At 68.6% G+C, this 26,317-nt stretch carries 30 protein-coding genes and 1 pseudogene; 16 read left to right on the top strand and 15 right to left on the bottom strand.

The genetic code is table 11. The annotated features are described in order from the left end of the window. Positions 1-251: 251 nt before the first annotated feature. A complete protein-coding gene (panC, locus tag AC1U89_RS23700) occupies positions 252-1,115 on the bottom strand; it encodes a pantoate--beta-alanine ligase (protein WP_479902082.1) in 864 nt (287 codons plus the stop codon). Positions 1,116-1,295: 180 nt separating this feature from the next. Between panC and mipZ the strand changes: the two genes are divergently transcribed. Together mipZ and AC1U89_RS23710 are read left to right on the top strand one after the other, a co-directional pair. Continuing rightward, positions 1,296-2,132, top strand: a complete 837-nt coding sequence (mipZ, locus tag AC1U89_RS23705; protein ID WP_337689144.1) for a division plane-positioning ATPase MipZ — start codon at positions 1,296-1,298, stop codon at positions 2,130-2,132. A 29-nt stretch (positions 2,133-2,161) separates the two neighbouring features. Then, positions 2,162-2,587: a J domain-containing protein gene (locus AC1U89_RS23710; RefSeq protein WP_337689145.1), complete on the top strand. Its 426-nt coding sequence runs from the start codon at positions 2,162-2,164 to the stop codon at positions 2,585-2,587. Between the two features lie 7 nt (positions 2,588-2,594). On the opposite strand, the gene AC1U89_RS23715 is transcribed toward AC1U89_RS23710, so the two are convergent. Next, positions 2,595-3,914 (bottom strand): serine hydrolase, encoded by a 1,320-nt coding sequence (locus AC1U89_RS23715; RefSeq protein WP_479902083.1) that lies wholly within the window; start codon positions 3,912-3,914, stop codon positions 2,595-2,597. A 311-nt stretch (positions 3,915-4,225) separates the two neighbouring features. On the opposite strand from AC1U89_RS23715, the gene AC1U89_RS23720 reads away from it, so the two are divergent. From AC1U89_RS23720 to AC1U89_RS23735, 4 genes are all read left to right on the top strand, one after another. Further along, positions 4,226-4,660, top strand: a complete 435-nt coding sequence (locus AC1U89_RS23720) for a phasin family protein (RefSeq protein ID WP_029916608.1) — start codon at positions 4,226-4,228, stop codon at positions 4,658-4,660. Positions 4,661-4,780: 120 nt separating this feature from the next. Then, entirely contained in the window at positions 4,781-5,239 is a 459-nt protein-coding gene (locus AC1U89_RS23725; protein WP_479902084.1) for a RidA family protein, read from the top strand. Next, positions 5,239-6,012: a glycerophosphodiester phosphodiesterase gene (locus AC1U89_RS23730; RefSeq protein ID WP_479902085.1), complete on the top strand. Its 774-nt coding sequence runs from the start codon at positions 5,239-5,241 to the stop codon at positions 6,010-6,012. The genes AC1U89_RS23725 and AC1U89_RS23730 overlap by 1 nt, the downstream gene beginning before the upstream one ends. After that, entirely contained in the window at positions 6,009-7,169 is a 1,161-nt protein-coding gene (locus tag AC1U89_RS23735) for a GNAT family N-acetyltransferase (protein WP_479902086.1), read from the top strand. Before AC1U89_RS23730 ends, AC1U89_RS23735 begins: the two co-directional genes overlap by 4 nt. Here the strand turns inward: AC1U89_RS23735 and AC1U89_RS23740 are convergent. The 3 genes from AC1U89_RS23740 to AC1U89_RS23750 are packed head-to-tail and all read right to left on the bottom strand — an operon-like array spanning position 7,166 to position 9,363. Beyond that, complete coding sequence (locus AC1U89_RS23740) at positions 7,166-7,651, bottom strand: pyridoxamine 5'-phosphate oxidase family protein (RefSeq protein ID WP_479902087.1); 486 nt, start codon at positions 7,649-7,651, stop codon at positions 7,166-7,168. The genes AC1U89_RS23735 and AC1U89_RS23740 overlap by 4 nt on opposite strands. A 51-nt stretch (positions 7,652-7,702) precedes the next feature. Beyond that, a complete protein-coding gene (locus AC1U89_RS23745) occupies positions 7,703-8,275 on the bottom strand; it encodes a DUF4287 domain-containing protein (protein WP_479902088.1) in 573 nt (190 codons plus the stop codon). Further along, positions 8,272-9,363 carry an alpha/beta fold hydrolase gene (locus tag AC1U89_RS23750; RefSeq protein WP_479902089.1) on the bottom strand — a complete coding sequence of 364 codons (1,092 nt, stop codon included), beginning with the start codon at positions 9,361-9,363 and terminating at the stop codon, positions 8,272-8,274. The genes AC1U89_RS23745 and AC1U89_RS23750 overlap by 4 nt, the downstream gene beginning before the upstream one ends. 54 nt (positions 9,364-9,417) lie before the next feature. Here AC1U89_RS23750 and AC1U89_RS23755 point away from each other — a divergent pair, with 54 nt between their 5' ends. From AC1U89_RS23755 to AC1U89_RS23770, 4 genes are all read left to right on the top strand, one after another. Beyond that, on the top strand, positions 9,418-9,849 hold the full coding sequence (locus tag AC1U89_RS23755) for an HIT family protein (RefSeq protein WP_479902090.1): 432 nt from the start codon (positions 9,418-9,420) through the stop codon (positions 9,847-9,849). Between the two features lie 91 nt (positions 9,850-9,940). Further along, the gene (locus tag AC1U89_RS23760) at positions 9,941-10,354 is read left to right on the top strand and encodes a BLUF domain-containing protein (RefSeq protein WP_479902091.1); all 414 of its coding nucleotides are present in this window, start codon (positions 9,941-9,943) and stop codon (positions 10,352-10,354) included. Between the two features lie 67 nt (positions 10,355-10,421). After that, the gene (locus tag AC1U89_RS23765) at positions 10,422-10,733 is read left to right on the top strand and encodes a hypothetical protein (RefSeq protein WP_479902092.1); all 312 of its coding nucleotides are present in this window, start codon (positions 10,422-10,424) and stop codon (positions 10,731-10,733) included. Further along, positions 10,720-11,037 (top strand): hypothetical protein, encoded by a 318-nt coding sequence (locus tag AC1U89_RS23770; RefSeq protein ID WP_479902093.1) that lies wholly within the window; start codon positions 10,720-10,722, stop codon positions 11,035-11,037. The genes AC1U89_RS23765 and AC1U89_RS23770 overlap by 14 nt, the downstream gene beginning before the upstream one ends. A 101-nt stretch (positions 11,038-11,138) precedes the next feature. Here the strand turns inward: AC1U89_RS23770 and AC1U89_RS23775 are convergent, their stop codons facing one another. The 4 genes from AC1U89_RS23775 to AC1U89_RS23790 all read right to left on the bottom strand — a co-directional run bounded on the left by AC1U89_RS23775 (position 11,139) and on the right by AC1U89_RS23790 (position 15,680). Continuing rightward, positions 11,139-11,507: a hypothetical protein gene (locus tag AC1U89_RS23775; RefSeq protein ID WP_479902094.1), complete on the bottom strand. Its 369-nt coding sequence runs from the start codon at positions 11,505-11,507 to the stop codon at positions 11,139-11,141. Between the two features lie 100 nt (positions 11,508-11,607). Continuing rightward, positions 11,608-13,929 carry an ATP-dependent Clp protease ATP-binding subunit ClpA gene (gene clpA, locus AC1U89_RS23780; protein ID WP_479902095.1) on the bottom strand — a complete coding sequence of 774 codons (2,322 nt, stop codon included), beginning with the start codon at positions 13,927-13,929 and terminating at the stop codon, positions 11,608-11,610. 10 nt (positions 13,930-13,939) lie between these two features. Next, complete coding sequence (clpS, locus tag AC1U89_RS23785; protein WP_007672483.1) at positions 13,940-14,269, bottom strand: ATP-dependent Clp protease adapter ClpS; 330 nt, start codon at positions 14,267-14,269, stop codon at positions 13,940-13,942. A 385-nt stretch (positions 14,270-14,654) separates the two neighbouring features. Continuing rightward, positions 14,655-15,680, bottom strand: coding sequence for an NADP-dependent oxidoreductase (locus tag AC1U89_RS23790; protein WP_479902096.1), 1,026 nt, complete (start codon positions 15,678-15,680; stop codon positions 14,655-14,657). A gap of 116 nt (positions 15,681-15,796) precedes the next feature. On the opposite strand from AC1U89_RS23790, the gene AC1U89_RS23795 reads away from it, so the two are divergent. Next, positions 15,797-16,732 (top strand): Gfo/Idh/MocA family protein, encoded by a 936-nt coding sequence (locus tag AC1U89_RS23795; RefSeq protein WP_479902097.1) that lies wholly within the window; start codon positions 15,797-15,799, stop codon positions 16,730-16,732. A 99-nt stretch (positions 16,733-16,831) separates the two neighbouring features. Then, on the top strand, positions 16,832-17,452 hold the full coding sequence (locus AC1U89_RS23800; protein ID WP_479902098.1) for a hypothetical protein: 621 nt from the start codon (positions 16,832-16,834) through the stop codon (positions 17,450-17,452). A gap of 45 nt (positions 17,453-17,497) precedes the next feature. On the opposite strand, the gene AC1U89_RS23805 is transcribed toward AC1U89_RS23800, so the two are convergent. Next, positions 17,498-19,081, bottom strand: a complete 1,584-nt coding sequence (locus AC1U89_RS23805) for a GH39 family glycosyl hydrolase (protein WP_479902099.1) — start codon at positions 19,079-19,081, stop codon at positions 17,498-17,500. A 268-nt stretch (positions 19,082-19,349) separates the two neighbouring features. Here AC1U89_RS23805 and ilvD point away from each other — a divergent pair, with 268 nt between their 5' ends. After that, positions 19,350-21,080, top strand: a complete 1,731-nt coding sequence (ilvD, locus tag AC1U89_RS23810; protein WP_029916570.1) for a dihydroxy-acid dehydratase — start codon at positions 19,350-19,352, stop codon at positions 21,078-21,080. Positions 21,081-21,126: 46 nt separating this feature from the next. Here ilvD and AC1U89_RS23815 read toward each other — a convergent pair whose 3' ends face one another. From AC1U89_RS23815 to xth, 3 genes are all read right to left on the bottom strand, one after another. Continuing rightward, entirely contained in the window at positions 21,127-21,453 is a 327-nt protein-coding gene (locus tag AC1U89_RS23815; protein ID WP_479902100.1) for a hypothetical protein, read from the bottom strand. 76 nt (positions 21,454-21,529) lie between these two features. Then, entirely contained in the window at positions 21,530-22,387 is an 858-nt protein-coding gene (locus AC1U89_RS23820) for an SRPBCC family protein (RefSeq protein ID WP_479902101.1), read from the bottom strand. A 44-nt stretch (positions 22,388-22,431) separates the two neighbouring features. Then, positions 22,432-23,220, bottom strand: coding sequence for an exodeoxyribonuclease III (gene xth, locus AC1U89_RS23825; protein ID WP_479902102.1), 789 nt, complete (start codon positions 23,218-23,220; stop codon positions 22,432-22,434). A gap of 35 nt (positions 23,221-23,255) precedes the next feature. On the opposite strand from xth, the gene AC1U89_RS23830 reads away from it, so the two are divergent. Then, entirely contained in the window at positions 23,256-23,594 is a 339-nt protein-coding gene (locus AC1U89_RS23830; protein ID WP_479902103.1) for a hypothetical protein, read from the top strand. On the opposite strand, the gene AC1U89_RS23835 is transcribed toward AC1U89_RS23830, so the two are convergent. Together AC1U89_RS23835 and erpA are read right to left on the bottom strand one after the other, a co-directional pair. After that, positions 23,591-24,115: a hypothetical protein gene (locus AC1U89_RS23835; RefSeq protein WP_479902104.1), complete on the bottom strand. Its 525-nt coding sequence runs from the start codon at positions 24,113-24,115 to the stop codon at positions 23,591-23,593. The genes AC1U89_RS23830 and AC1U89_RS23835 overlap by 4 nt on opposite strands. Before the next feature lie 10 nt (positions 24,116-24,125). Beyond that, positions 24,126-24,458, bottom strand: a complete 333-nt coding sequence (gene erpA / locus AC1U89_RS23840) for an iron-sulfur cluster insertion protein ErpA (protein ID WP_479902105.1) — start codon at positions 24,456-24,458, stop codon at positions 24,126-24,128. Between the two features lie 78 nt (positions 24,459-24,536). On the opposite strand from erpA, the gene AC1U89_RS23845 reads away from it, so the two are divergent. Together AC1U89_RS23845 and AC1U89_RS23850 are read left to right on the top strand one after the other, a co-directional pair. Then, positions 24,537-25,718, top strand: coding sequence for a deoxyguanosinetriphosphate triphosphohydrolase (locus tag AC1U89_RS23845; RefSeq protein WP_479902106.1), 1,182 nt, complete (start codon positions 24,537-24,539; stop codon positions 25,716-25,718). Between the two features lie 113 nt (positions 25,719-25,831). Further along, positions 25,832-26,317: pseudogene (locus tag AC1U89_RS23850) on the top strand (cell division protein FtsN); the annotation flags it as partial.

The raw sequence follows: 26,317 nt of genomic DNA on the forward strand, positions 1-26,317 counted from the left end.
GATCAGTCGGAGTCGCCGACGGCCCCTTCCGGGCGACTTTGATCCTGCCCGCCCGAGGGGGAACGTCGACCGGGATGAAACAGGCCCTCAGTCGCCGTCCCTTGAGAAGAACGGTTCCGCGGAGCGGTCGAGCCAAGCCGAAACGCAAACACAAACCTCACGGTCTCCGGGCGAAGCCCGGCCGCTCCGCGCCTCCCCAATAAGCTCAGCGGCTTTCCGCGTGAGGACGAGAGGTCATGCCGATGCGCCTGTCAGCCCACCGCCATGTTGTCGATCAGCCGGGTCTTGCCCAGCCAGGCCGCCACCAGGATGCGGCCCGCCGCGTCGCCGATCGGACCCGGGCCCAGGCGCGAGAGATCGCCGGCCTCGCGGATGTCGACATAGTCCACCTGGCGGAAGCCGGCGGCCAGGATCGCGGCCCTTGCGGCGTCCTCGGCCTCGTCGATCCGCCCGCCTTCGGCTACGGCCCTGGCGGCGGCCTTCATGGCGTTGGGCAGGGCCACGGCGGCGGCGCGTTCCTCGGGGCTGAGATAGGCGTTGCGCGAGGACAGGGCCAGGCCGTCCTCGGCCCGGGCGGTGGGCGCGCCGACGATCTCGACCGGGATGTCCAGGTCCTTGACCACGCGCTTGATGACCTGGAGCTGCTGGTAGTCCTTCTCGCCGAAGATGGCGACGTCGGCCTGCGACTGCAGCAGCAGCTTGGTGACCACCGTGGCCACCCCGCCGAAGAACTGCGGCCGCGCCGCGCCCTCCAGCGGCTCGGAGACGCCGGTCAGGTTGACCGTGGTCGAGAAGCCCGGGGCGTACATCTCGTCGACGTTCGGGGCGAACATCAGGTCGCAGCCGACCCCGGCCAGCAGCTCGGCGTCGCGGGCCTCGCCGCGCGGATAGGAGTCGAAGTCCTCGTGCGGGGCGAACTGCTTGGGATTGACGAAGACGCTGGCCACGGTGCGCCGGGCCATCGTCTGGCCCAGCTGGATCAGCGACAGGTGACCCTCGTGCAGCGCCCCCATGGTCGGGACCAGCGCCACGCGCTCGCCGGCCGCTTTCCAGGCGCTGACCTGGGCGCGCAGCTCGGCGACGGTGCGGACGATCTTCGGGGAGGGGGCGGTCACCGCGAACTCCTGTGACGAACAGGCGTTGGCTTATGACGGACCCCGATGCGGGCGTCCACCTGCGACAATGGGTCCACAGGGAAGGGCCCCATGGATTGACGTCGCGACCTCTCAGGGCGTCTCCTGCGTGTTAATCTTTCATTGAGAGTCGCCGAGTCGGGCGAAAAGAAGGAAAGAAGCATGGCCGAAACGCGTGTCATCGTCGTCGGCAACGAGAAGGGCGGGGCGGGCAAGTCCACCATCGCCGTCCACCTGGCCACGGCGCTGCTGTACGGCGGCGCCAAGGTGGCGCTGCTGGACCTCGACCTGCGCCAATGCACCTCGATGCGGTTCTTCGAGAACCGCGACGCCTGGGTGGCCGGCAACAACGTGACCCTGCCCGTGCCGCTGCAGTTCCGGCTCAGCGAGGACGACGTCGCCCTGGCCGCCGCGCCGGAGGCCGAGCAGGTGGCCAAGTTCGAGGCCGCCTTCCTGGCCGCGCGCGAGGCCGCCGACTTCGTGCTGATCGACACCCCCGGCGGCGACACCCAGATCTCGCGCATGGCCCACGGCCTGGCCGATCTGATCGTCACGCCGATGAACGACAGCTTCGTCGACTTCGACATGCTGGGCCACGTCGACCCGGTGACCATGGAGCTGCAGAAGCCCAGCCTGTACTCGCTGACCGTCTGGGAGGCCCGCAAGGCCCGCGCCCTGTCGGGCCAGCGCCAGGCCCTGGACTGGGTGGTGCTGCGCAACCGCCTGGCCACCACCGAGGCCCGCAACCGCAAGCGCGTCGAGGACCGCCTGACGGCCCTGTCCAAGCGCGTCGGCTTCCGCATGGGCCCCGGCCTGCGCGACCGGGTGATCTATCGCGAGCTGTTCCCGTTCGGCCTGACCATCGCCGACCTGTCGCCCCAGGTGCGCCCCGTGCCGGTGTCGCTGCAGCACCTGGCCGCGCGCCAGGAACTGCGGGCGCTGATGCATTCCCTTGGCCTTTCGGCCTATTCCGGGGAAACTCTGCTCGCGGCCCAATAGTCTCGGGCTGCGTCGGGGACTGACGCTTCATGTTCTACCTGCTGCTGGGCGGCGCGATCCTGTTGTTCGTCCTGTCGGGACGCGCCACGCGCGCCCTGAAGGGCGACGGCTGGCGCATCGGCGCCGGGATCACGGCGCTGCTGGCCTTCGCCGGCGGGGCCTATGCCGGCGTGCGCAGCGAGTGGCCGGTCTGCATCGTGCTGGTGGTGATCGGCGCCTGGAGCGCCACGACCGCGCGCCAGCGGCCGACGGTCCAGAAGGCCAGGCGGGAGGAGGGCGGTCCCAGCCTGACCGAAGCCCGCGCCATCCTCGGCGTCGGGCCCGAGGCCACCAAGGCCGAGATCCAGGCGGCCTATGCGCGCCTGATCCGCATGGCCCATCCCGACAAGGGCGGCACGGCGGGCCTGGCCGCGCAGCTCAACGCCGCGCGGGACCGGTTGCTGGACGGGAAGTAGATAAGGCCTAGCTCGGCGACAGGACCATGCAGGGCTGGCGCTTGGCGGTGATCGCCTGGCAGGCGCCGCGGGCGGCCTCGGCGGTCAGGCCCTGGAACTGGGCCCGGAAGGTGCCGCCGGCCGCGCCCTCGACCGCGCCCTCGGCGTCGGACACGAACTTGGCGAAGCGCGCGCGGACCAGGGCCAGTTGCTCGTTGGCCAGGCTCTTGGACTTGAACGCCCCGACCTGCACGGCCCATTCGCCCTTGGGCTTCTTCGACGGCTTGGCGCCCTTCACCGGCGCCTGGGCGGCCTTCATCGTCGGCGCGACGGCCATGGGAGCGGGGCGCTTGGGATTGTCGGTCAGCACGATCTTCAGGCCGGCCTGGTCGCCGTCGCCTTCCTCGGTGGAGGGACGCATGATCGGGCCGGTCGGCTCGTCCTCGTAGAGGTTGGCGGCGATCGTCGTGCGCTCGCCGTGCGAGCGGCGCTTGAGCACGTCGAAGCCGGTGGTCAGCAGGTCTTCCATGTTGTTGTCGCGCCAGGCGGTCGACGACCCGCCCAGGACCACAGCGATCAGGCGGCGGCCGTCGCGCACGGCCGAGCCGGCGAGGTTGTAACCGGAAGCGTTAGTGTAGCCGGTCTTCAGTCCGTCGAAGCCGGGCATGTTGGTCAGCAGGCGGTTGTGGCCGGCGATGTAACGGCCGCGGAACTCGAAGCCCTTGATGCTGAAATAGGAATAGTACTGCGGGAAGTCGCGCATGGTGGCGCGCGACAGGATGGCCAGGTCGCGGGCCGTCGAGATCTGGCGGCTGTCGGGCAGGCCCGAGGCGTTAACGAAGCGGCTGTTGCGCATGCCCAGTTCCTGACCGCGCAGGGTCATCAGGGCGGCGAACCGCGATTCGCTGCCGCCCAGCTTCTCGGCCATGGCCACGGCGATGTCGTTGGCTGACTTCACGGTCATGGCGCGGATGGCTTCGTCGACGCTGACGCTGTCGCCGACCGGCAGGCCCAGCTTGGTGGGCGCCTGGGCGGCGGCGTGGGACGTGATCGGCACGCGGTCGGTCAGCTTAAGGCGGCCTTCGCTGAGCGCCTCGAAGGTGAGGTACAGCGTCATGATCTTGGTGACCGAGGCCGGATAGCGCGGGCTGTCGGCCCGCTTGTCGTAGAGCATCTCGCCGGAATTGGYGTCGATGACGATCGCGGCGTACTTCGGCTCCGCGGCGTTCATCTGCAGATAGGGGATCTGGGCGGACGCCTGGGTCGGCGCGATCAGGGCGCAGACCATGGCGCCGACGATACCCAGGGCGGCGAGAGCGGAGCGGACGGAAGTAAGCTTGGCGAACATGGGAATGCGTCCGTCATTTGAACTGAGCGGTTCCGCACCGCCACACGCGTGACCTTAGCATGCGCGCCGCCGCCTTTCTCTAAGGTAAACAACTGGTGAGCGATTTCGCCGCAGAGCTGGATTATTTCAAGGCGTTGCGGCGAAGCTTCGGTCAGACTTCGGCATGGCGAACAGGCGTTTCCGCTAGGTTATGGTGCGCTGCACAAAATTCTTGACTGCTGCACTGCAACATGAGACACCGTCGTTGTCCCAACGCATGGTTCGGTCCCCTTGTCCGCCGCCATGCCCCGCAACTCGCCAGGAGCCTCCCCATGGCCGCCGCTGAAACCCTGAAGAACACCGTCGAGCAATTCAGCACCGCCTCGAACCAAGCGTTCAAGGACGGCGTCGAGAAGTCGCTGGCCGCTCTGGCCGAAGCCAACACCCATTCGAAGAAGAACCTGGAAGCGCTGGTCGCCTCGGTGACCGCCGCCACCAAGGGCGCTGAAGCCCTGGGCGCCCAGACCTTCGCCTACTCGAAGAAGGCCGCCGAGGACCAAGTCGCCGCCGCCAAGTCGCTGGCCGCCGCCAAGAGCGTGCAGGAAGCCGTCGAGCTGCAGACCGCCTGGGCCAAGTCGGCCCTGGAAGCCTACATCGCCCAGGTCAGCAAGGCCTCGGAGATCGTCTCGGCCTCGATCAAGGACTCGGTCAAGCCGCTGAACGAACGCGTCTCGGCCACGGTCGAAAAGCTGCAAGCCGCCCGCTAAGGCGACAGGCTCCTCACCGAGCCAACGGATTGAAGGCCTGAGCCGGCAACGGTTCAGGCCTTTTTTCTTGTCCTGTCATCCCGCCGCGCTAAGCATGCGTCCAAGTCATTGGAGTGTGTGATGTCGAAGGTCGAACAGCGTCTGGCGGAACTCGGGATCGTGCTGCCGCAACCGGTCGCGCCGGTCGCCAACTATGTGCCCTTCGTCGCGACGGGGAACCTGATCCACATCTCGGGCCAGGTCTCGATCGACGCCAACGGCGGCCTCAAGGGCACGGTCGGGACGGATGTCGACCTGGAGACCGCCCAGCAGGGCGCGCGGCTTTGCGGCATCAACCTGCTGGCCCAGATGAAGGCCGCCGTCGGCGACCTCGACCGGGTCAAGCGGGTGGTCAAGCTGGGCGGCTTCGTCCAGGTCAGCCAGGACTTCACCGACATCCCCAAGGTCATCAACGGCTGTTCGGACCTGATGGTCGAGGTGTTCGGCGACGCCGGCCGCCACGCCCGTTCGGCGGTGGGCGTCTACAAGCTGCCGCTGGGCTTCTCGGTCGAGGTCGACGCCGTGGTCGAGGTGGCCTGATGCGCGCGCGGCCCCGGCCCGGAACCGAGGTGTTCGGCGAGGCGTGGGAGCGCCTGTTCGAACCCGCGGTCGCCCACCGGGGACTGTGGTCGCCGGGCGGCGCGCCCGAGAACTCCCTGGCCGCCTTCCAGGCGGCCTGCGCTGGCGGCTACGCGATCGAGCTGGACGTCCAGCTGACGGCCGACAACCACGTGGTCGTCTTCCACGACGACCATCTGGAACGACTGACGGGCGTTGAAGGCAAGCTGCGCGACCATACGGCCGCCGAGCTCCAGCAATTGACGCTGTCGGGCACGGACGAGACCATCCCGACCCTGGCCGACGCCCTGACCCTGATCGGCCACCGGGCCATGGTCTATATCGAGCTGAAGACCCCGTTCGGCGAAGTGGGCGAGCTGGAGAAGCAGGTCAGCGAGATCCTGCTGGACCACAACGGCCCGACCGCCGTGATCGGCTTCAACCCATATTCCCACGCCTGGTTCGCCGAGCATCAGCCGCAGATCCTGCGCGGCCTGGACAGCTACAACTGGGACGACGAGGGCGCGCGCCGTCTGTCGCCGGAGATCCGCAAGTCGCTGGCGGCGTTGGAGCACGTCGAGATCGCCCGGCCGGACTTCCTGGCCCTGGGGCTGGACATGCTGCCCAGCGCCCGGGCCGACCTCTATCGCGCCAAGGGCATGCCGGTGATCGCCTGGACGGTGCGCTCGGCCGAACAGTGGGAAAGCGTCCGCGACCATTGCGACAACCTGATCTTCGAGGGCTTCGCCGCGTGACAGCCGTCAAGGCGGAGGTGCGCGTCCACCGCCGCATCGCCGAGATCGGCCGCGACGCCTGGGACGCCTGCGCGGCTCCGCACGGCGATCCCTTCGTCAGCTACGACTTCCTCGACGCCCTGGAGGAGAGCGGCTGCGCGGTCGAGCGCACCGGCTGGGCGCCGCATCACCTGTCGGTCCAGGACGAGGACGGCGGCGTGGCGGCGGTCATGCCGCTGTACCTGAAGTCCCACAGCCAGGGCGAATATGTCTTCGACCACAGCTGGGCCGACGCCTACGAGCGGGCCGGCGGGCGCTACTATCCCAAGCTCCAATGCTCGGCCCCGTTCTCGCCGGTCACCGGGCCGCGGCTGATCGTGCGGCCCGACATCGATGTCGACGACGGCCGCTCGGCCCTGCTGGGCGGGGCCCTGACCCTCTGCGACCGGCTGAAGGCCTCGTCGCTGCACGTGACCTTCCCGACGGCCGACGAGTGGGGCTGGATGGGCGAGCGGGGGATGCTGCGTCGCCAGGACCAGCAATACCACTGGTTCAACCACGGCTACGCCAGCTTCGACGACTTCCTGGCCGCCCTGTCGTCCAATCGCCGCAAGACCATCCGCCGCGAGCGCCGCGACGCCCAGGCCGGGCTCGAGATCGTGGCCCTGACCGGCGACCAGCTGACCGAGGACCACTGGGACGCCTTCTTCGGCTTCTACATGGACACCGGCGGCCGCAAGTGGGGGCGGCCCTATCTGAACCGGGCCTTCTATTCGCTGCTGGGCGAGCGGATGGCCGACAAGGTGCTGCTGATCCTGGCGCGCCGGCCGGGCGGCCCCTGGATCGCCGGGGCGCTGAACCTGATCGGCGCCGACTGCCTGTACGGCCGCCACTGGGGCTGCACCGAGGACGTGCCGTTCCTGCATTTCGAGCTCTGCTACTACCAGGCCATCGAACACGGCATCCGTCTGGGCCTGCCGCGGGTCGAAGCCGGGGCCCAGGGGCAGCACAAGATCGCCCGCGGCTACCTGCCCAGCCCGGTCTATTCCGCCCACTGGATCGCCGATCCCGCCCTGCGCGAGCCGGTCGCCCGCTATCTGGAGCGCGAACGCGAGGCGGTGGACGCCGAGATCGCCATGCTGACCGACGAGTTCTCGCCGTTCCGCCACGAAGGCTAGGTCAGCTCCACCTCGCCGACCTTGTCCTGGTAGTCCTTCTTGGGATCGCTTCCCAGCATCATGCGGACGCCGGCGAGCAGGCTGTGCTCGTTGAGCCAGATCTGGGCGTGGCCGGGATCGAAGCGCAGCAGCCGCAGCTTGGGATCGTCCTTGCCCTCGAACCAGGCGGCGACGAACGGGTTCCAGAGGCGTTCGACGGTGGTGTGATCGGTGTCGACTTTAAGGTGGCCGTCCACGGTGGCGAACAGGTCGTGGCCCTTGGAGGCGAAATGGAGCTGCGCCTCGCGGCCCTGGCCGGTCGCGACCAGCAGGTCGTTGTCGGCCGACGTGAAGATCCACAGCGGCCCGCTGTGATCGCCTTCGAACAGGGCGGTCATCGGCTGGGCTCGGCCGTTGTMGAAGTCGGGCAGGCCCAGCATGACGGTACGGTCGGACTTCAACGCCTTCCAGAACTTGGCGGCGAGATCGGCTTCCTTGGACATGGACGTTCCTCCGTTCGCGACCTGAACGGCGCGGATCGCCCGATGTTCCGGTCAGGAGGCCTCCCAGGCCGCCTTCAGCAGGGCGCGGACCTCGTTGTCCACCTCGGCCGGCGAGGTGAGCGGCAGTTTGGCCTTCAGTCGTTCGGACCAGCCCTCGTTCTTCGGGGGCAGCAGGCGAGGGGAGGCGTCGGGCGCGACCGCCAGGCCCAGCACCGCCCTGCCGCCCTTGACCGGCTTGGCGGCGGCGAACTGGAACGCGCGGGACCAGGCGGTGAAGGCCTTGCGCTGGCCGGTGACCAGGTCCGGCAGGTCGGCGACGGCCGCCTCCAGCGCCTGCAGGATCGCCAGGGACGCGGGATCGGCCCACAGCGTCGCGCGCAGGGCGGCGGGATCGTCCCAACTGGGATCGGCCGAGGGGAAGGCCTCGGCCAGGATGAAGGCGGCGTGGTTCACGCCCAGGCCGTGGTGCTCCTTCAGCCAGACCTGGCGGGCGCGCGGCTTGGTCTCGGGGCAGGTCCTGGCGACGGCCACCCACTCGGCCAGGGTCTTGCCGGTGTTGCGCTCGATCCCCTCGCGGACCGAAGCGAACCACTTCTTCTGACGTTCGGTCAGGTGCTCGGTCATGCGGGAAGGGCTCCGAAATGATCGACCAGTTCAGCCAGCAGCCGGTCGCGGCCGCGGGCGGGACGGTCCAGGTGGACGAAGTGGGTGGCGCCGGCCAGGGTCACGGTCTTGACCGAAGGCGAGCGGTCCGCGTCGGCGGCGAAGGCGTCGAGATCGGCCTGGCGGCTCCAGAAGTCGTGCTCCGAGCGCACCAACAGCGTCGCGGCGGTGATCGAGCCCGCGTCGTACAGCCGCCGCCCGCAGGCCTGATGGAAGCTGTCCTCCAGCGCCCCGAGCGGGGCGCGGAACCTGGGCGGGTCGTGCCGGCCGCTGTCGGGATCGCCGGCCAACACGGCCGCCGCCAGGGCCTGGGCGATGACGGGGTCGCGCCAGGCGTCCTTGTCGTCGACCGGGATGTTGCGCTCCCAGACCCCGATCAGCGACGCGGCCGGATAGAGGGCGTAGCCGCCGGTCGCCGGATCGAAGCGGCGGGGCTGGCCGGGCTGGGCGAAGGCCGAGCCCGGACCCAGCATGGCGTGGACGTCCGAGCCGCCGTAGAGGGCGTTTATCGTCGCCAAGCCGGAAACCGTCTCAGGCCGCAGCGAGGCGTAGAAGCCGGCCCACATCCCGCCGGTGGCCCAGCCGATCAGGCCGACCTGCGCGCTTCCGGTTCTCCGGGTGGCCAGTTTGCGGACGGCGTCGAGGTCGCGGACCACTTCGAAGGCGCGGGACAGGGGGCGGCTCTGCTCCGGCGGACGATCCATGGCGGCGGGACGTTGCGAGCCGCCGTAACCTCGGGCGTCCATCACATAGACCCGGCGGTTCAGGCGCAAAGCCAGGTCGCCGGCCAGCGAGCCGCCCTCGACCGGCAGGTCGAACGAGGCCGCGCCCGCCGCGCGGGCCCCGTGCACCAGGATCAGCGGCGCGCCCAGGGGCGCGTTCAGCGGCGCGGCGGGCCGGACCTCGCGCACATGCAGCCGGACGCCGTCGTCGGCGACGGTGGAAAGCGCCTCGCGACGGAGGCCTTCGGGCGCGGCCAGGGCCGGGCCGGCGGCGGCCAGGGCGACGCCGGCCGCCAGCATGTCCCGCCGGGTCGGGCTCGTGGTCATTTGCGCGCCCCTCCCGGTTTGCTAGGTACGGGTCCGATCATGCTGGAGACGATCATGAGCCTTCACGGAAGCTACGACGCCGACAACATCTTCGCCAAGATCATCCGCGGCGAGGTCCCGGCCGTGAAGGTGTACGAGGACGAGCAGGTCCTGGCGTTCATGGACGTTTTCCCACAGTCGCGCGGCCACGTGCTGGTGATCTCCAAGACCAGCCAGGCGCGCAACCTGCTGGAGGCCGAGGCCAAGACCCTGGGCCGGCTGATCGGCGCGGTGCAGAAGGTGACCCAGGCGGTGACCACGGCCCTGAAGCCCGACGGCGTGGTGGTGACCCAGTTCAACGGCGCCCCGGCCGGCCAGACGATCTTCCATCTGCACTTCCACGTCATCCCCCGCTACGAGGGCGAGGCGCTGGGACGGCACGGCGAGGGCATGGCCGACACGGACGAGCTGAAGGCCCTGGCGGCGAAGATCTCGGCGGCGCTCTAAGCTGAACCTTTGGCCAAGCTGTGCATTACCGGTGGTAGCGGTAGCTGGGGGCGGCCAGTCCATGTTGGAGTTCGACGATGCGCCGAGAGGCTTGGCGCGTCTGATCTATGCCAGCCGGTCGCTGAGCGCCGGGGCCGGCTTTTCCGATGACGTGCGGGCGATCCTGCTCAAGTCGATCCACAACAATCGCATGGGCGCCGTCACCGGCTTCCTGGTGATCGGCGAAGGGCGCTTCCTGCAGGTGCTGGAAGGACCCGTCGCCGAGGTCGAGGCGACGTTCGAGCGCATCCGCCGGGACGGACGTCACGCCGATCTGGTCGTCATCGCCCAGGGACCGGCCGATCGCCGGATGTTTCGCGACTGGAACATGGCCCATCATCAGATCGACGCGGCCGACCAGATCCTGCTGGCGACGGCCGGTCTTTCCGAGTTCAGACCTGAGGCGCTGGACGAGGCCGGGGCGCTGCGCATCCTGACCGCTATGGGCGGCCGTCACCTGCGATAGGGCTCGGCTCGCAAGCCCGGCTTGCGGTCAAGCTTGGCCGCGCCTTAGATGCTCGCGGGGGAATCGCGTGCGTCTTCATCCGGTGACATGGCTGATCGTCCTGGCCGCGGGCTTGAGCCTGTCGGCGGACCTGATCCTGTGGGCGTGGGTCGCGCGATCCACGCTGGATTCGTTGTCGACGATCGACGGGCCCGCCTTGTCGGCGGTGTCCTGGTTGCGGGTCCTGGGGCCCATGGTGGCCTGGCGGATCAAGATCAGCGCCGGGACCCTGGAAATGCTCGGCGCGGCCGTCCTGGTCGAGGGGCTGTCGCGCATCCACCGGCGCCTTCGGGCGCGCAACGCCGTCCAGTTCGAAGGGGGAGCCCATGGCCCTAGATGATCCCGCGCCGGCCGAGCGCATCGGCGTGCTGCTGGGACGGCTGCATCCGATCACCCGGCTGATCATCGCCGCCGGCGTGCTGCACCTGTGCGGCGACCTGCTGTCGGGCGCCGTGAACCTGCTCCAGTATCGCGACATGGTCCTGACGGGCAGCGAGGCGTCCCTGGCCCGGGTGCTGGCCGACATCGCCCACGGCGTCGCCTACGGGCTTTCGTTCTTCGGCACCGCCGCGACTGTCGAGTTCCTGGTCCGCATCTGGGGCGAGGTGAAGGCGATGCGCGGGCAGGGCGACAAGGCCGGCTGAGGTCGAGCTTTAGTGCCCCAGCTTGATGATCGCGGTGGCCAAGCCGACGATCGCGGCCACGCCGCCTAGGAAGGTCAGGCTCTGGGACCGAAGCTTGTCGTTCAGTTCGACGAGGATCTGGGTCTTGGTGATGGCCAGGTCCGCCTTGAGCGCCTGGATGTCCATCTTGTCGCATGGGCGAGTTCGGTGAGGTCGGCCTTGGTCGCCATGTCGGCGATGTCAGCTTTTGTCGCCAGACCAGCAAGGTCGGCTTTTGTAGCCATGTCGGCGATGTCGGCTTTCGTCGCMATGTCGGCGATGTCGACCTTTGTGGCCATGTCGGCCATGTCGGCTTTCGTCGCCAGCCCGCTGATATCCGGGAACTGCGCGGTCGACTGCACCAGTTCGACGATCGCCTCGGCCGCGCGCTCTTCCAGCCCCGCGTCGCGGAGGCGTTTGGTGGCGCCGAGGGTGTCGAAGGCGACGGTCATGCGATCAACCTAATCGCGTGTTCTCGTTTTGTCCAATCGTTTTCCGCGACCGGTCGCCCAATAGCAAAGAGGCCCGGATCGCTCCGGGCCTCTCGCTATCCTACTCGGTGAGAGCCGGTTCGGCCTCGTCTTCCTTGGTCGCCTTGCCGGGCTTTTCCGGGTTGGGCTCGATCTCGAAGCCGATCTTGCCGTTCTCCAGCACCACCTTGACGTGGCCGCCGCGGACCAGGCGTCCGAACAGGATGTCGTCGGCCAGCGGCTTCTTGATGTGCTCCTGGATGACCCGCGCCAGGGGGCGGGCGCCGTAGAGCTCGTCGAAGCCGTTCTTGGCCAGCCAGTCGGCCGCGTCGTCGCTGAGCGAGATCGTGACGTTCCGGTCGGCCAGCTGGACTTCCATCTGCAGGACGAACTTCTGCACGACCTGGCGGATGATCTCCGGCGTCAGCGGCTTGAAGGCCACCACCGCGTCGAGGCGGTTGCGGAACTCCGGCGTGAACAGGCGCTTGAGCGCGGCCTCTTCTTCGCCCTGCACCTTGTCGCGGCCGAAGCCGATCGACTGGCGCTGGGCGTCCGAAGCCCCGGCGTTGGTGGTCATGATCAGGATGACGTTCCTGAAGTCGACCTTCTTGCCGTTGCTGTCGGTCAGCACCCCGTGGTCCATGACCTGGAGCAGGATGTTGTAGACGTCCGCATGGGCCTTCTCGATTTCGTCCAGCAGCACCACGGCGTGCGGGTGCTGGTCGACGGCGTCAGTCAGCTGGCCGCCCTGGTCGTAGCCGACATAGCCGGGGGGAGCCCCGATCAGGCGGCTGACGGTGTGGCGCTCCATGTATTCCGACATGTCGAACCGGATCATCTCGATCCCGAGGGTCGAGGCCAACTGCTTGGCGGCTTCGGTCTTGCCGACGCCGGTCGGGCCGCTGAACAGGTAGCTGCCGATCGGCTTGTCCGGGTCGCGCAGACCGGCCCGGGCCAGCTTCATGGCCGAGGACAGCTGGGTCAGCGCCTCGTCCTGGCCGAACACGGCGCGCTTCAGGTCCGCTTCCAGCTCGCGCAGGGACTCGGTGTCGGACTTCGAAACCGACTTCGGCGGAATCCGGGCGATCTTGGCCACGACGGCCTCGATCTCCTTGACGCCCAGCACCTTCTTGCGGCGGCCTTCCGGCAGCAGCATCTGGCCCGCGCCCGCCTCGTCGATCACGTCGATCGCCTTGTCGGGCAGCTTGCGGTCGGTGATGTACTTGGCCGACAGCTCAACGGCGACCTTCAGGGCGTCGTTGGTGTACTTCAGCTTGTGGAAGTCCTCGTAGTAGCTCTTCAGCCCCTTGAGGATCTTGATGGTGTCTTCCACCGTCGGCTCGTTGACGTCGATCTTCTGGAAGCGACGGACCAGGGCCCGATCCTTCTCGAAGTGCTGACGGAACTCCTTGTAGGTGGTCGAGCCCATGCACCGCAGGGTGCCCGAGGCCAGGGCCGGCTTCAGCAGGTTCGAGGCGTCCATGGCCCCGCCCGACGTGGCGCCGGCGCCGATCACCGTGTGGATCTCGTCGATGAACAGCACCGCGTTGGGGTGGTTCTCGAGTTCCTTGACCACCTGCTTGACGCGTTCCTCGAAGTCGCCGCGATAGCGGGTGCCGGCCAGCAGCGCGCCCATGTCGAGCGAGTAGATGGTGGCTTCCGCCAGGACTTCGGGGACCTGGTGGGTGATGATCTTGCGGGCCAGGCCCTCGGCGATGGCGGTCTTGCCGACGCCGGGCTCGCCCACGAGCAGCGGGTTGTTCTTGGTCCGACGGCACAGGATCTGGATCGCGCGTTCCACTTCGTTCGCGCGGCCGATCAGCGGGTCGACCTTGCCCTGGCGGGCCTTCTCGTTGAGGTCGACGCAGTAGGCTTCGAGGGCCTCGCCGCCGGTCTTGGCGTTGGGCTTCTCGACGTCTTCCTCGACCGCCGCGCCCTTGGCCGTCTTCGGCTCGGACGCGCCGGCCTTCTTGGCGATGCCGTGGGCGATGAAGTTCACCGCGTCGTAGCGGGTCATGTCCTGCTCTTGCAGGAAGTAGGCGGCGTGGCTCTCGCGTTCGGAGAAGATGGCGACCAGCACGTTGGCGCCGGTCACTTCCTCGCGACCCGAGGACTGGACGTGGATCACCGCGCGCTGGATCACGCGCTGGAAGCCCGCCGTGGGCTTGGCGTCGTCCTCGTCGTCGACGACCAGCGAGGCCAGTTCGACGTCGAGATAGTTCACGAGGCTCTTCTTGAGAGCGTTGAGGTCCACGTCGCAGGCGCGCATGACGCCGGCCGCGTCGTCATCGTCGGTCAGCGACAGCAGCAGGTGTTCAAGCGTGGCGTATTCGTGCTTGCGCTGGTTGGCGTAAGCGACGGCGCGATGCAGGGATTCTTCAAGTGGGCGCGAAAAAGAGGGCAAGGGGGGCTCCTCAATCCTTTTCCATGGTGCACTGCAGGGGGTGCTGATGCCTGCGCGCCGAGTCGATCACTTGCGCGACCTTGGTCTCGGCAACTTCGTAGGTGAAAACGCCGCAAACGCCGACGCCATGCTGATGAACGTGCAGCATGATCCGGGTCGCATCTTCGCGCGACTTGTTGAAGAAACGTTCAAGTACGTAAACGACGAACTCCATGGGAGTATAGTCGTCATTCAAGATCAGTACGCGATAAAGCGAAGGCTTTTGTGTCTTCGGCTTCACTTCCGTGATGACCGAAGAGCCCGCGCCGTTGTTTTGTCCGCCTTGCTTTCGCTCGGCCATTGACCGCTCTCTCCCGGCGGGCCGAACCACCCGCCTTACATGGATTAGATATGGAAACGCGGCAGCATTGGAAGAGGCTGCCGCGTGGCTGCGCCGCTTTAACACAGGGGCGCCGCGCAAAGTGGCTTCTCGCTTGGGATAGCGGCGACACGGGCTAGGGGGCGTCACCGGCGAGGAGCGCAGATGGGGGGCGTTTTGGCGCGGCGCAAGGGGCGGGGAGGGCGACTCAGCAGAGCTCAGTGCGGCGAACACTTGCCCCCTACGGACCGCTTCGCGGTCGTCTTCCCCCATAGGGGGAAGAGGCTGCGTGTTTTCGGGCTCCGCCCCCTATGGGGCGGACAGACGGCGAAGCCGTCAGGTGGGGACAAGTGGGTGAGCTAGCGTCTCACCCCAGCTTCACCAGCATCTTGCCCAGGTTCTCGCCGGTGAACAGCTTGATGAACGCGTCCGGGGCGCGCTCGACGCCGTCCTCGACCGTCTCGTTCCACTTGATCTTGCCCGACGAGATCCAGCCGGACATGTCGGCGATGAACTGCGGCGCCAGGTCGTAGTGGTTGGAGACGATGAAGCCCTCCAGCCGCAGGCTCTTGCCGACGATCTGGGCGACGTTCCATGGGCCGGTCGGTTTGCCGGTCTCGTTGTACTGCGAGATCATCCCGCAAACGGCGAAGCGGGCGAAGGTGCGGGCCGAGTTCAGGGCGGCTTCCAGGTGCACGCCGCCGACGTTCTCGAAATAGACGTCGATCCCCTTGGGCGCGACCTTCTCCAGTTCGGCGACCACGTCGGGCGTGGCCTTGTAGTCGATCACGTGATCGACCCCGATACTCTTGAGGAACGCCACCTTTTCCGGCCCGCCGGCCGAACCGATCACCGTGTGGCCCTTCAGCTTGGCGATCTGGCAGACCACCGAGCCGACCGCGCCCGCGGCGGCCGAGACGAAGACCACGTCGCCCTCCTTCAGCGCGGCGATGCGCAGCAGGCCGACATAGGCGGTGAGGCCCGGCATGCCGGCCACGCCCAGGAAGGTCTGGGGCGGCAGGCCGTGGGTGTCGATCTTGGTGACGGCGCCCATGCCGCCCGCGGCCAGGGCCTTGGGCGAGACGTTGAACACCTCGCGCCAGCCGAACATCGTCGAGACGATGTCGCCGACCTTGTAGTCCGGGTCGTTCGAGGCCGTGACCTCGCCGATCGCGCCGCCTTGCAGCGCCTTGCCCAGCTCGAACGGCGGCACGTAGCTCTTCCGGTCGGTCATGCGGCCGCGCATGTACGGGTCGACCGACATCCACAGGTTCCTGACCTGGATCTCGCCGTCGCCCGGCGCGCCGACCTCGACGCTGGCCAGTTCGAAGTTCTCGTGGGCCGGGACGCCGACGGGGCGGCTCTTCAGACGGATTTCGCGCGACGTGACCATGGTCGTTCCTCCCAGACCTCGCGATCGAGGTGCGTTGTTTAAACGAACGTTTAGACCGGTCTCGCCCGCGCCTCCAGTGCCTTCCCGCAGGAAAGCGAACGCGATAGACAGCGGCCATGACCCAAGATGTTCTGAAGGCCGGCGTCGTCGGCGCCGGGGTGTTCGGCGGCTACCACGCCAAGAAGTATGTCGAGCTGGACGGCGTGGCGCTGGTCGCGGTGTTCGACATCGACCTGGAACGGGCCAAGGCCCTGGCCGAGCCGCTGGGCGCCAAGGCCTTCGACGACATGGACGCCTTCCTGGCCGCGGTCGACGTGGTCACCGTCGCCACCCCCGCCGTGCATCACGCCAAGGCGGGCCTGGCGGCGCTGAAGGCCGGCAAGCCGGTCTATTCCGAAAAGCCCCTGGCGGTGACGCCGGAGGACGCCGACGCCCTGGTCGCCGCCGCCGCCAAGGCCGGCGTGCCGCTGGCCTGCGGCCACCAGGAGCGCGTGGTGTTCCAGGCCATGGGTCTGCTGGACATCCCCGAGCAGCCGCTGCGGCTGGAAGCCGTGCGACGGGGCACGCCGTCCGACCGCAACCTCGACGTCTCGGTGGTGCTGGACCTGATGATCCACGACATCGACCTGGCCCTGGCGCTCTGCGACGGCGAGCCCGTGGCGGTGGAAGGCGAGGGGGCGATCACCCGCTCGACCTCGTTGGCCAATCCTTCACTAGACTGGGTCAAGGCCGAGGCCACCTTCGACAACGGCTTCACCGCCGTGTTCGATAGCTCGCGCGTGGCCGAGGCCCGCGAGCGGACCATGAAGGTGGTCTACCCCTCGGGCGAGGTCGAGATCGACTTCCTGGCCCGGACCTTCCGAAACACCACCCCGTTCCCGCTGATTGAGAACTTCAACGACACCCCGGCCGGCAAGGACCCCCTGGGCCAGAGCGTGGCCGGCTTCCTGAAGGCCGTGCGCGGCGAGGCCCCACGTCCGGTGGTGACCGGCGAAGAGGCCGCCCGGGCCCTGGACCTGGGCTTGGCGGTGGAGCAGGCGGCGGGCGGCTGACCCCCCGCAAGCTCTGCTATTGATCCGGATCGAAGTTACACTCTACCTTGGGTTACCGACGGGGCGTTCCCGTCGAGTTTAAGTATTCCGGGGGGAAACATGTGGAAGCGGATCAGCGCGAGCGTGCTCGCGGCGACGGTGGTCGTGGGCGTTGCGGGAACGGCCGCGGCGCAGGGCCTGATACCCACCGTGATCGGAGCGACCGTCGCCAATGCGTCCCGTTCGCGGGGTGGTTGCGATCAGTCGTTCTTGAAGGATCCGACCTACATCGGTCGCCGCGGCGCCGAGCTGGACAAGCTGATGGCCAAGTACGCCACGGCCTCCGCTGCGTCGACCAAGACCGACGCGCGTCAGGCGGGCAAGATCTTCTCGGACTTCCCCGAAGGCGGAGAGTTCGGGGCGGACAAGCAGGTGCATCCCGCCACGACGTTTTCGCTGAGCGGCGAGCGTCCCGCCCAGGCGCCGAACCTCGTTCGCCAATCCGTCGCCCTCGGCGGCGACGGGGCCAATTGGTTCGCTCGAGGAGTGTGGCGGGTCGAGCCCGCCGGCGCGACGACCGGCGGGAGCGAGGGGGCGCTCTTCTACGCCGCCGATTTCAGGCAAGACCCCTTCTGGGGCAGCTGGCGGATTTGGCGAATCCGGGCGTACGACAAAGCCGCCGACCTGCCGCGGATGTCCGACGCCTTCTGTGAGTTCGCGTCGATCGGGGCGCTTTGGTGAGGTTCCGGCGCTGATCCGACGCGGCGCCGCCTAGCGCGGCGCCACCTAGCGCGGCGCCACCTTCACCAGCACCACGTCGTTGGCCCGCATGGTCACCGCCACGCTGGCCGCGCCGGTCTTGCCGACCGTCAGCGTCCGGGTCTCCGGCTCGTCCGTCGTCAGGGCGTTCAGGTCGCGCACCTGCTGCTCGGTCAGGGTCTTGGGCGAGCCCAGTTCCAGATAGGCCGTGTAGGCGTCGTTGGCCCTGAAGCCGGTGCGGAAGACCTGGACGTCGTAGCGACCGGGCTTGAGGCCCTTCACGTCCAGGCTGACCGGTTCGACGTCCGAGGTCGGTTGGACCTTGGTGTAGTAGGGGCGGTTGCTGACCGCCTGGACGGGCTGGCGGAAGTCCCAGACCAGGGCCTGGACGCCGCCGGCGTCGGCGGTGGCCCAGGTCTGGGCGTCGGCGACCTTCACGGCCTTGTCGCCCAGCTGGTTCAGGTACTTATAGGCGAACCAGGCCGGCTTGCGGATGCCCTGCGGGTTCATCAGGCCGAAGCCGCCCTCGAACGGCGCGGTGGGTGGGCCCGGCTCTTCGAACAGGTCGCTGTAGGTCCAGTAGCTCATGCCCTGCAGCTGGCCTTCGCTGCCCTTCAGCTTGCTGAGGATGTAGGGCGCGCTGACATAGGAATCGTGCACCGGGTCGCGCGGTGTGTAGCTGGTGCTCCATTCAGTGAAGTACAGCGGCAGGCCGGGCTTGAACGAGGCCTCGATCTCGCGGCGCACCCGGCGGATGTCGCCGACGATGGCGTCCTGCGAGGGCGACAGCTTGGTGTCGCTCTTGCCGTTCTCGTCCAGGAAGCCGCCGTCGACGCCGTAGGTGTGGGTGGTGATGAAGTCGACCGGCGCGCCCGAGGCCTGGACGTGGGCCAGGAACTCCGGCGTCCAGGCCGCGCCCGCCGTCGAGGGGCCGCCGACCCTCAGGGCCGGATCGATGGCCTTGATGGTGCGGGCGGAGAGGTCATAGAGTTCGAAATAGGCCTTCTGGTCGGCCTTCTCCCAGAAGCCGTCGAGATTGGGCTCGTTCCAGACCTCGAAATACCAGCTGCGAACCTCGGCCTGGCCGTAGCGCTGCTGGATGTGGCGCACGAAGGCGTCGACCAGGGCGGCCCACTGTTTCGGATCGGGGTGGGAGGTGTTGCCCTTCCACCAGAAGATCTGGTTGTCGGACGTCTTCATGGCCAGGGGCGTGAAGCCCAGCTCGACGAACGGCTTGATCCCCATGCCCAGCAGGCGGTCGTACAACTGGTCGATCTTGGTCCAGTCATAGACCGGCTGGCCGTCGACCACGCGGTAGGTGCCCAGCACGTCGTGGAAGATGGCGTGGAAGCGGACATAGCGGAAACCCAGTTCGTCGCGGGCGGTCTTCAGCTGGGCCAGGCTGTCCTCGCGCAGCAGGGTGCCCGGATAGTCCGAGCCCACCGACAGGTCGTAGAACCGGTCGCGGGGCGTGGTCGGCGCCTGGGCGTCGATGGCGATGTGGCGGACCGCCGGCTTGCCCTGGGCCAGGGCGGAACCCGCCAGCAGCGTGGCCAGGGCCGAGGCGGCGATCGCGGCGCACAGGCCGATCCTGGTGGCGTTCGTCGTCATGGCGGCGGGGTCCTTCCTGGCGGTGGTCCCGCCCTCGTCGTCGGGGCGGCGTTGCTGGGAGCGGTACCATTATTCTCGCCGCGTCGTACAGCCCGACGGAGGGAAGGCGGGGAAGGGTCTGTTCATGCGCGGCGGCCGGGCTTACGCGAACCGTTCGCAATGAAACGAGCGCGGGGCGGCCGATTTCCGGCAAAAACTCGGCGTCGAACCCTTCCGTCGCGCCGTCAGCTGAGCTAACCACGGCGCACTCTTTGGAAGGCGTACCATCATGACCAAGAAACCCGACGGCACCTGGGACAAGTCGCAACTCCCGAGCCGGCATGTAACCGAAGGGCCGGCCCGCGCGCCGCACCGCTCGTATTACTACGCCATGGGTCTTGGCACGCGCGAGATCGCCCAGCCGTTCGTAGGGGTGGCCTCGTGCTGGAACGAGGCCGCGCCGTGCAACACCGCCCTGATGCGCCAGGCCAACGCCGTGGCCAAGGGCGTCAAGGCGGCCGGCGGCACCCCGCGCGAGTTCTGCACCATCACCGTCACCGACGGCATCGCCATGGGCCACGAGGGCATGCGCAGCTCGCTGGTCAGCCGCGACGTGATCGCCGACTCCGTCGAGCTGACCATGCGCGGTCACGGCTATGACGCCCTGGTCGGCGTGGCCGGCTGCGACAAGAGCCTGCCGGGCATGATGATGGCCATGCTGCGCCTGAACGTGCCCAGCGTGTTCCTGTACGGCGGCTCGATCCTGCCCGGCCGCTTCCAGGGTAAGGACATCACCGTGATGGACGTGTTCGAGGGCGTCGGCGCCCACGCGGCCGGCACCATGGACGAGAAGACCCTGTGCGAGCTGGAGAAGCACGCCTGTCCGTCGGACGGCGCCTGCGGCGGCCAGTTCACCGCCAACACCATGGCCTGCGTGTCGGAAGCCATCGGTCTGGCCCTGCCGCTATCCTCGGCCCTGCCGGCCCCGTACCTGGACCGCGACCAGTACGCCGTGGCCTCGGGCGAAGCGGTGATGCGGCTGATCGAGCAGAACATCCGCCCGCGCGACATCTGCACCCGCAAGGCGTTCGAGAACGCCGCGGTCGTCGTGGCGGCCACCGGCGGTTCGACCAACGGCGCCCTGCACCTGCCGGCCATGGCCCACGAGTGCGGCATCGAGTTCACCCTGAAGGACGTGGCCGAGATCGCCGCCCGCACGCCGTATGTCGCCGACCTCAAGCCCGGCGGTCGCTACGTGGCCAAGGACATGGGCGAGGCCGGCGGCGTGCCGATGCTGCTGCGCACGCTGCTGGACGCCGGCCTGCTGCACGGCGACGTCATGACCGTCACCGGCAAGACCCTGGCCGAGAACCTGGCCGACGTGGTCTGGCGCGACGACCAGGACGTGATCCGTCCGGCCTCCAACCCGCTGTCGCCGACCGGCGGCGTGGTGGGCCTGTGGGGCTCGCTGGCCCCCGAGGGCGGCATCGTCAAGGTGGCCGGCCTCAAGCACCAGGTGCACCGCGGCCCGGCCCGGGTGTTCGACGGCGAGGCGGCCTGCTTCGAGGCGGTGTCGAACCGCGACTACAAGGAAGGCGACGTCCTGGTCATCCGCTACGAAGGTCCCAAGGGTGGGCCGGGCATGCGCGAGATGCTGTCGACCACCGCGGCCATCTACGGCCAGGGCGTGGAAAACATCGCCCTGATCACCGACGGCCGCTTCTCGGGCGCCACGCGCGGCCTGTGCATCGGCCACGTGGGGCCGGAAGCCGCCGTGGGCGGTCCGATCGCCTTGGTCCAGGACGGCGACATCATCAGCATCGACGCCACCAAGGGCACGATCGACCTGGAGGTCGAGGCCGAGGAGCTGGCGCGCCGCAAGGCCGCCTGGAAGCCGCGCGGCCACGACTACAACAGCGGCGCGATCTGGAAGTTCGCCCAGCTGGTGGGCCCGGCCTATCTGGGAGCCACCACCCATCCGGGCGCGGCGAAAGAGACCCACGTCTACGCGGACATCTGAAAGAAAGGGGCCGGGCGGATCGCCCGGCCCCTTTTCCTTTCGGCCCCTATTTCTTGATCTTCTTGAAGTCCTTGTAGAACAGGTCTTCCGGCGGCCGATCCTCGGGCGCCGGGGCGCGGAAGTCGTTGGGGCGCAGCAGGCCCTGGTCGAACATCGTCCGGCGCTGTTCCACCGCCGCGGCCGCGCGGGCCGAGGCGCCCAGCCGTACCGGCACGATCACGCCGCGATCCCGATCCAGCCAGGCGGCGGCCTCCTGGGCGCTGACCACGCCGTCGCGATCGGTGTCGGCGGGCGTGAGGGCCAGCGGTCGCGTCTCGGCCAGGGCCGGCGCGGCGCAGCAGAGGGCGAGGGCGGAAGCGAGAACCAGACGCATCGAGGACTCCCCAAAAGGCCAACTGGCAATCTGACAAGGCATTTGGGCGGTCAAACGCGCGAGGAGTCAAACGGGATCAGTCGTCCAGGTCGAACGGCAGCTCGTCCTGGTCGCCCTTGGGCGGACGGGCGGCCTTGGAGACCGGCTTGTAGGCCTTCTCCGGGATCGGCGGCGGATCGTCGGCGTCCAGGTCGTCGTCGTCCCACGGGGCGTCCATCGGATCGGCGGTGGTGTCGATCTCGTCGAACAGCGGGGCCGTGGCGGCCGGACGCGCCGGCGCGGCGGCGGTGACCGCCTCGAGGGCGGGCGTGTAGGGCTTGGGCGCCGGTTCGGGCTCGACCGCCGGCGGACGGGTCTTGATGGCCGGTTCGGAGGTCTCCGAAGCCTGGGCGGCCTTGGCCTTCGGGGCCAGCGGACGGCGGACGATGGCGTCGGCGCGCAGCAGCCAGCGGTTGGCCTCCTGGATGGCGTCGGCCGGCGAGCGGCTCTCGCGGCGCTGCTGGTCGCCCTCCAGCCACAGGTCCAGTTCGAAGTCGGGATGGCGCGGATCGTCGAAGATCAGCTTCAGCGTCACTTGGGCGGCTTGCTGCACGATCTGGTCGATGGCCCGGCGCGGCTCGCCCCGGAAGACGCGGCCGATCACCTGGCCGTCCACCGACAGCTCGGCCCCCATCAGCTCGTCGATGCGGTAGATCAGGCACCAGGCGCCGCTGTCCCAGGCCACGGCGGCCTGGTTGGTGGTGAAGTTGAAGCCCGCCCCCCGGCCGCGGCCCTTGGCGATGATCACGGTCTCGGGCGAGCCCTTCAGCACGTGGCGCAGGGCGCGGCGGATCCGGCGCTCTTCGTCCATGAACCAGATGGCGGCGCTGCCCACGAAGGTCACCGCGGACGCCGACAAGGTCACGAGCAGCAAAAGACGCCAGAGTTCGCTCATGGGATCAGGCTAGCGAGAGTCCAGGTTTCCGAACAGTTGATGTTTCAGAGCGCCAGTTCGGCGACCACGGGAACGTGATCCGACGGCTTTTCCTTGTCGCGCTCGTCGCGGTGGATCACGACGCCGGCCAGCTTGTCGGCCGCCTGGGGCGACAGCAGCAGGTGGTCGATGCGGATGCCCAGGTTCCGGGGCCAGGCGCCGGCCTGGTAGTCCCAGAAGGTGTAGCCGCCCGGCGCGCCGTCGGCCTGCATGTAGGCGTCGGTGAAGCCCAGGTTCTTCAGGGCCCGGAAGGCGCCCCGGCTCTCGGGCTGGAACAGGGCGTCGCCCAGCCAGGCCTCGGGATTGGCCACGTCCTCGGCCTCGGGGATGACGTTGTAGTCGCCCGCGATGACCAGGGGCTCCTCCAGCTTGAGCAGGCCCTGGGCGTGGGCGTGCAGCCGCTTCATCCAGGCCAGCTTGTAGGCGAACTTCTCGGTGCCGATCGGATTGCCGTTGGGCAGGTAGATGCCGACCATCCGGAAGGGCGTGGGCGCGCCGATCACCGCCTCGATGTAGCGCGACTGCTCGTCGACCTCGTCGTCATGCAGGAAGGGCAGGCCCTTGCGCACGTCCTCCATCGGATGCTTCGAGAGCATGGCCACGCCGTTGTAGGTCTTCTGGCCATGGACGGCGACGTTGTAGCCCAGGCGTTCGAAGGCCTCGGTCGGGAACTTCTCGTCCAAGCATTTGATCTCCTGGAGCACGGCCACGTCGGGCGCGGCCGATTCGAACCAGGCCAGGACGTTTTCCAGGCGGGCGTTGACGGAATTGACGTTCCAGGTGGCGATGCGCATTGACGGCTCCAGTCGGCGGCGGGAGGCTAGGGCGCATGGGGAACGCGCTCAAGTCGGGGTTCCAGATTTCGCGACGCAACCGGCGCCTGCTGCTGGTTCTGGCGACGCTGACTTGTTGCCTGATGGCTGTGCCGGGCGGGATCGCGGCGATCTTCACGCCCCTGGTCTTCGACGCCCCGGGCTCGCTGTACAATCCGCTGGCCTGGCTGGGTTTCGTGCTGTGCGCGGGGTTCTGGGTGGTCTGCCTGCTGGCCCCGCTGCTGGCCTGGATCCAGTGGCGACGGGGGCGCGAGCCGATCGCCTGGGCCGCCATGGCCGCGCCGGTGGCCTGGGGCGCGGCGGCGCTGACGGTGCTGCAGCTGGTGCCCGCCTAGGCGCGGAAGATCATCAGCCGATCCTCGCCCATGGTCGCCAGCGCCTCCGTCGGCGGCAGGCCGGCCGGCGCATCCACCCTCGCGACCGCGAAGGCTTCGTCGACGATCGAGCCGCGATAGTCGTGGAGGAACAGGCCGACATGGCTCAGGTCCAGCTTCCTGCGCAGCTCGCTCATCACCCGCGTCCAGGACTCCAGGCTGTCGGAGCCTCGCGTCGGGCGCGCCTTGGCCTTGCGCCGCTCGGCGAGAACGCGGTCGATACGGGTCGGCGACCAGCCCTTGCGCGCCAGTTTGGCGGCCTCCCGCGCTTTGTCGGCTTCGTCCGCCGGCTCATAGGTCGCCAGGACGGTGCCGCAATCGCAGCCGCCTCGGCAGGTCAGGTACTGCCGCTCGCCCGGGCGCAGCACGAGGGCCAGCGAGCGCCCCTCGACCGGCTGGGCGTCGCGGCCGTGGTCGCGCATGACCGCGCGCACGGCGGCCACGTCCTCGGTGGGCGCCACGAGGGTCACGAAATGACACATGGGATGAGGTTCAGATCGAGAAGCTGACGCCGCAGCCGCAGCTGGACTTGGCGTTGGGGTTGCGCACCCGGAACTCCGCCCCGGCCAGTTCGTCGACGAAGTCGATCTCCGAGCCCTTCAGCAGGGCCAGCGAGATCACGTCGACCAAGGCCGCGGCCCCGTCGCGCTCGACCTTCAGGTCGTCGGGCTCGGCCGCTTCGACCAGGTCGAACCGGTACTGGAAGCCCGAGCAGCCGCCGCCGTCGACGGCGACGCGCAGCATCACCGGATGGCCCTCGGCCTCCGAGATGGTGTGGAGCCGGCGGGCGGCGTTGGAAGAAAGCGTTACGGCTGTGTCGGTCATGGCTGTGGAAAATCCATACTTCGCCTATATGAGGGCCTGCGCGCCCCAGGGAAAGAGGGCGAACAGCAAAGGCCTTCCATGTCGTCTCCCTTCTTTGTCCAGCGCGCTCCCTATGCCGAGGATTCGGCCAAGTCCCGGGGGCGGCGCTTCCAGGAAGACGAGAGCCGTACGCGCACGCCGTTCGCCCGCGACCGCGACCGCATCATCCACACCTCGGCCTTCCGCCGCCTGAAGGAGAAGACCCAGGTGTTCGTCGCCCACGAAGGCGACAATTTCCGCACCCGCCTGACCCATTCGCTGGAAGTGGCGCAGGTCGCGCGCTCGCTGGCCACGGCCCTGGGCCTGGACAGCGACCTGGCCGAGACCATCGCCCTGGGCCACGACATCGGCCACCCGCCGTTCGGCCACGCCGGCGAGGACGAGCTGCAGGCCTGCATGAAGAATTTCGGCGGCTTCGACCACAACGTGCAGACGTTCCGCGTCGTCACCGAGCTGGAGCGCCGCTATCCCGACTTCAACGGCCTGAACCTGACCTGGGAGACCCTGGAAGGGATCATCAAGCACAACGGTCCGGTGACCGAGAAGCTGGGCAAGCCGTCCTGGAAGGCGATCTCCAAGTACGACAGCGAATACAAGCTGGGCCTGAACACCTGGGCGTCGGCGGAAGCGCAGGTCGCGGCCCTGGCCGACGACATCGCCTACAACAACCACGACATCGACGACGGGGTCGAGGCGGGGCTGTTCACTCTGGACGAGCTGATGGACGTGCCGCTGATCGGCCCGATCCTGGCCGCCGTGCGCAGCGAGCGCCCGGACCTGGACCTGCGCCTGACCCGACTGGAGGCCGTGCGCCGGATGATCGGGGCCATGGTCGACGACGTGATGGGCGAGACCCTGCAACGGGCGGCGGCCACCGGCGTGCAATCGGCCGAGGACGTCCGCGCCCTGGACCATGCCCTGGTCGCCTTCTCGGTCGACATGGCCGAGGACCTGGCCCGGCTGCGCCAGTTCCTGCACACGCGGATGTACCGCCACTGGCGCGTCAATAGGACGCGCAGCCAGGCGCGCCGCATTCTGGCCGAGATGTTCAACCTCTTCTTGGCCGAGCCCGACGTCCTGCCGTCGGAATGGTTCGCCCGGTCGCAGAACCGCGACGAAGCCGGCCGCGCCCGCGTGGTCTGCGACTATATCGCCGGCATGACCGACCGTTTCGCCATCGAGGAACACCGCAAGTTGTTCCAGCTGGATGTGTGGAACTAGACGGACCTCTCGTGGCGGTTCTGGGTAGGCTCGGGCTTCGATAAACTAAGTCGGCGCGCGTCCGATTCGCTGTGAGCGATCCGCGCGCCTGGAAGTCTGGAGCCTCGACGCGAATGTCCGATCCCCACCGCGGCGCCTATACGCCGCCCACCGATGCGCCGCTCTCGTTCGACGCGCGTCAACCCGTTCGCGGCTCGCGGCCCCTGCCCATGACCCTGATCATCAGCGCCGTGGTCCTGGCGACGCTGGTGGTCGCGGTCATGCTGATCTATCGCGGCGGCGTGCGCGGCCCCAACGAGCCGCCGCGCACCGTGGGCGAGCCCGTGGCCCAGGTGAAGGCCGCCCCACCGGCCGGCGCCGCCCAGCCGACCGATCCGGCCGCGGGCCTGCAGATCTACAAGAACGAGACCCCCGAGGCCTCGCCGACCTTCGCGGCCCAGCCGGAAGCGCCGATGGCCCGTCCGACCCCGCCGCCGCCCAGCGCGCCGGTCCAGACCGCCACCCTGCAGCCGGCCAAGCCGGCCGCCACCGCGCCGGTCTCGGCCGCGCCCGCCGCCAAGCCGGCCGCCAAGCCCGCCCCCAGCATCGAGGGTTTGGCC

Source organism: Caulobacter sp. 05T431, from assembly GCF_056665975.1.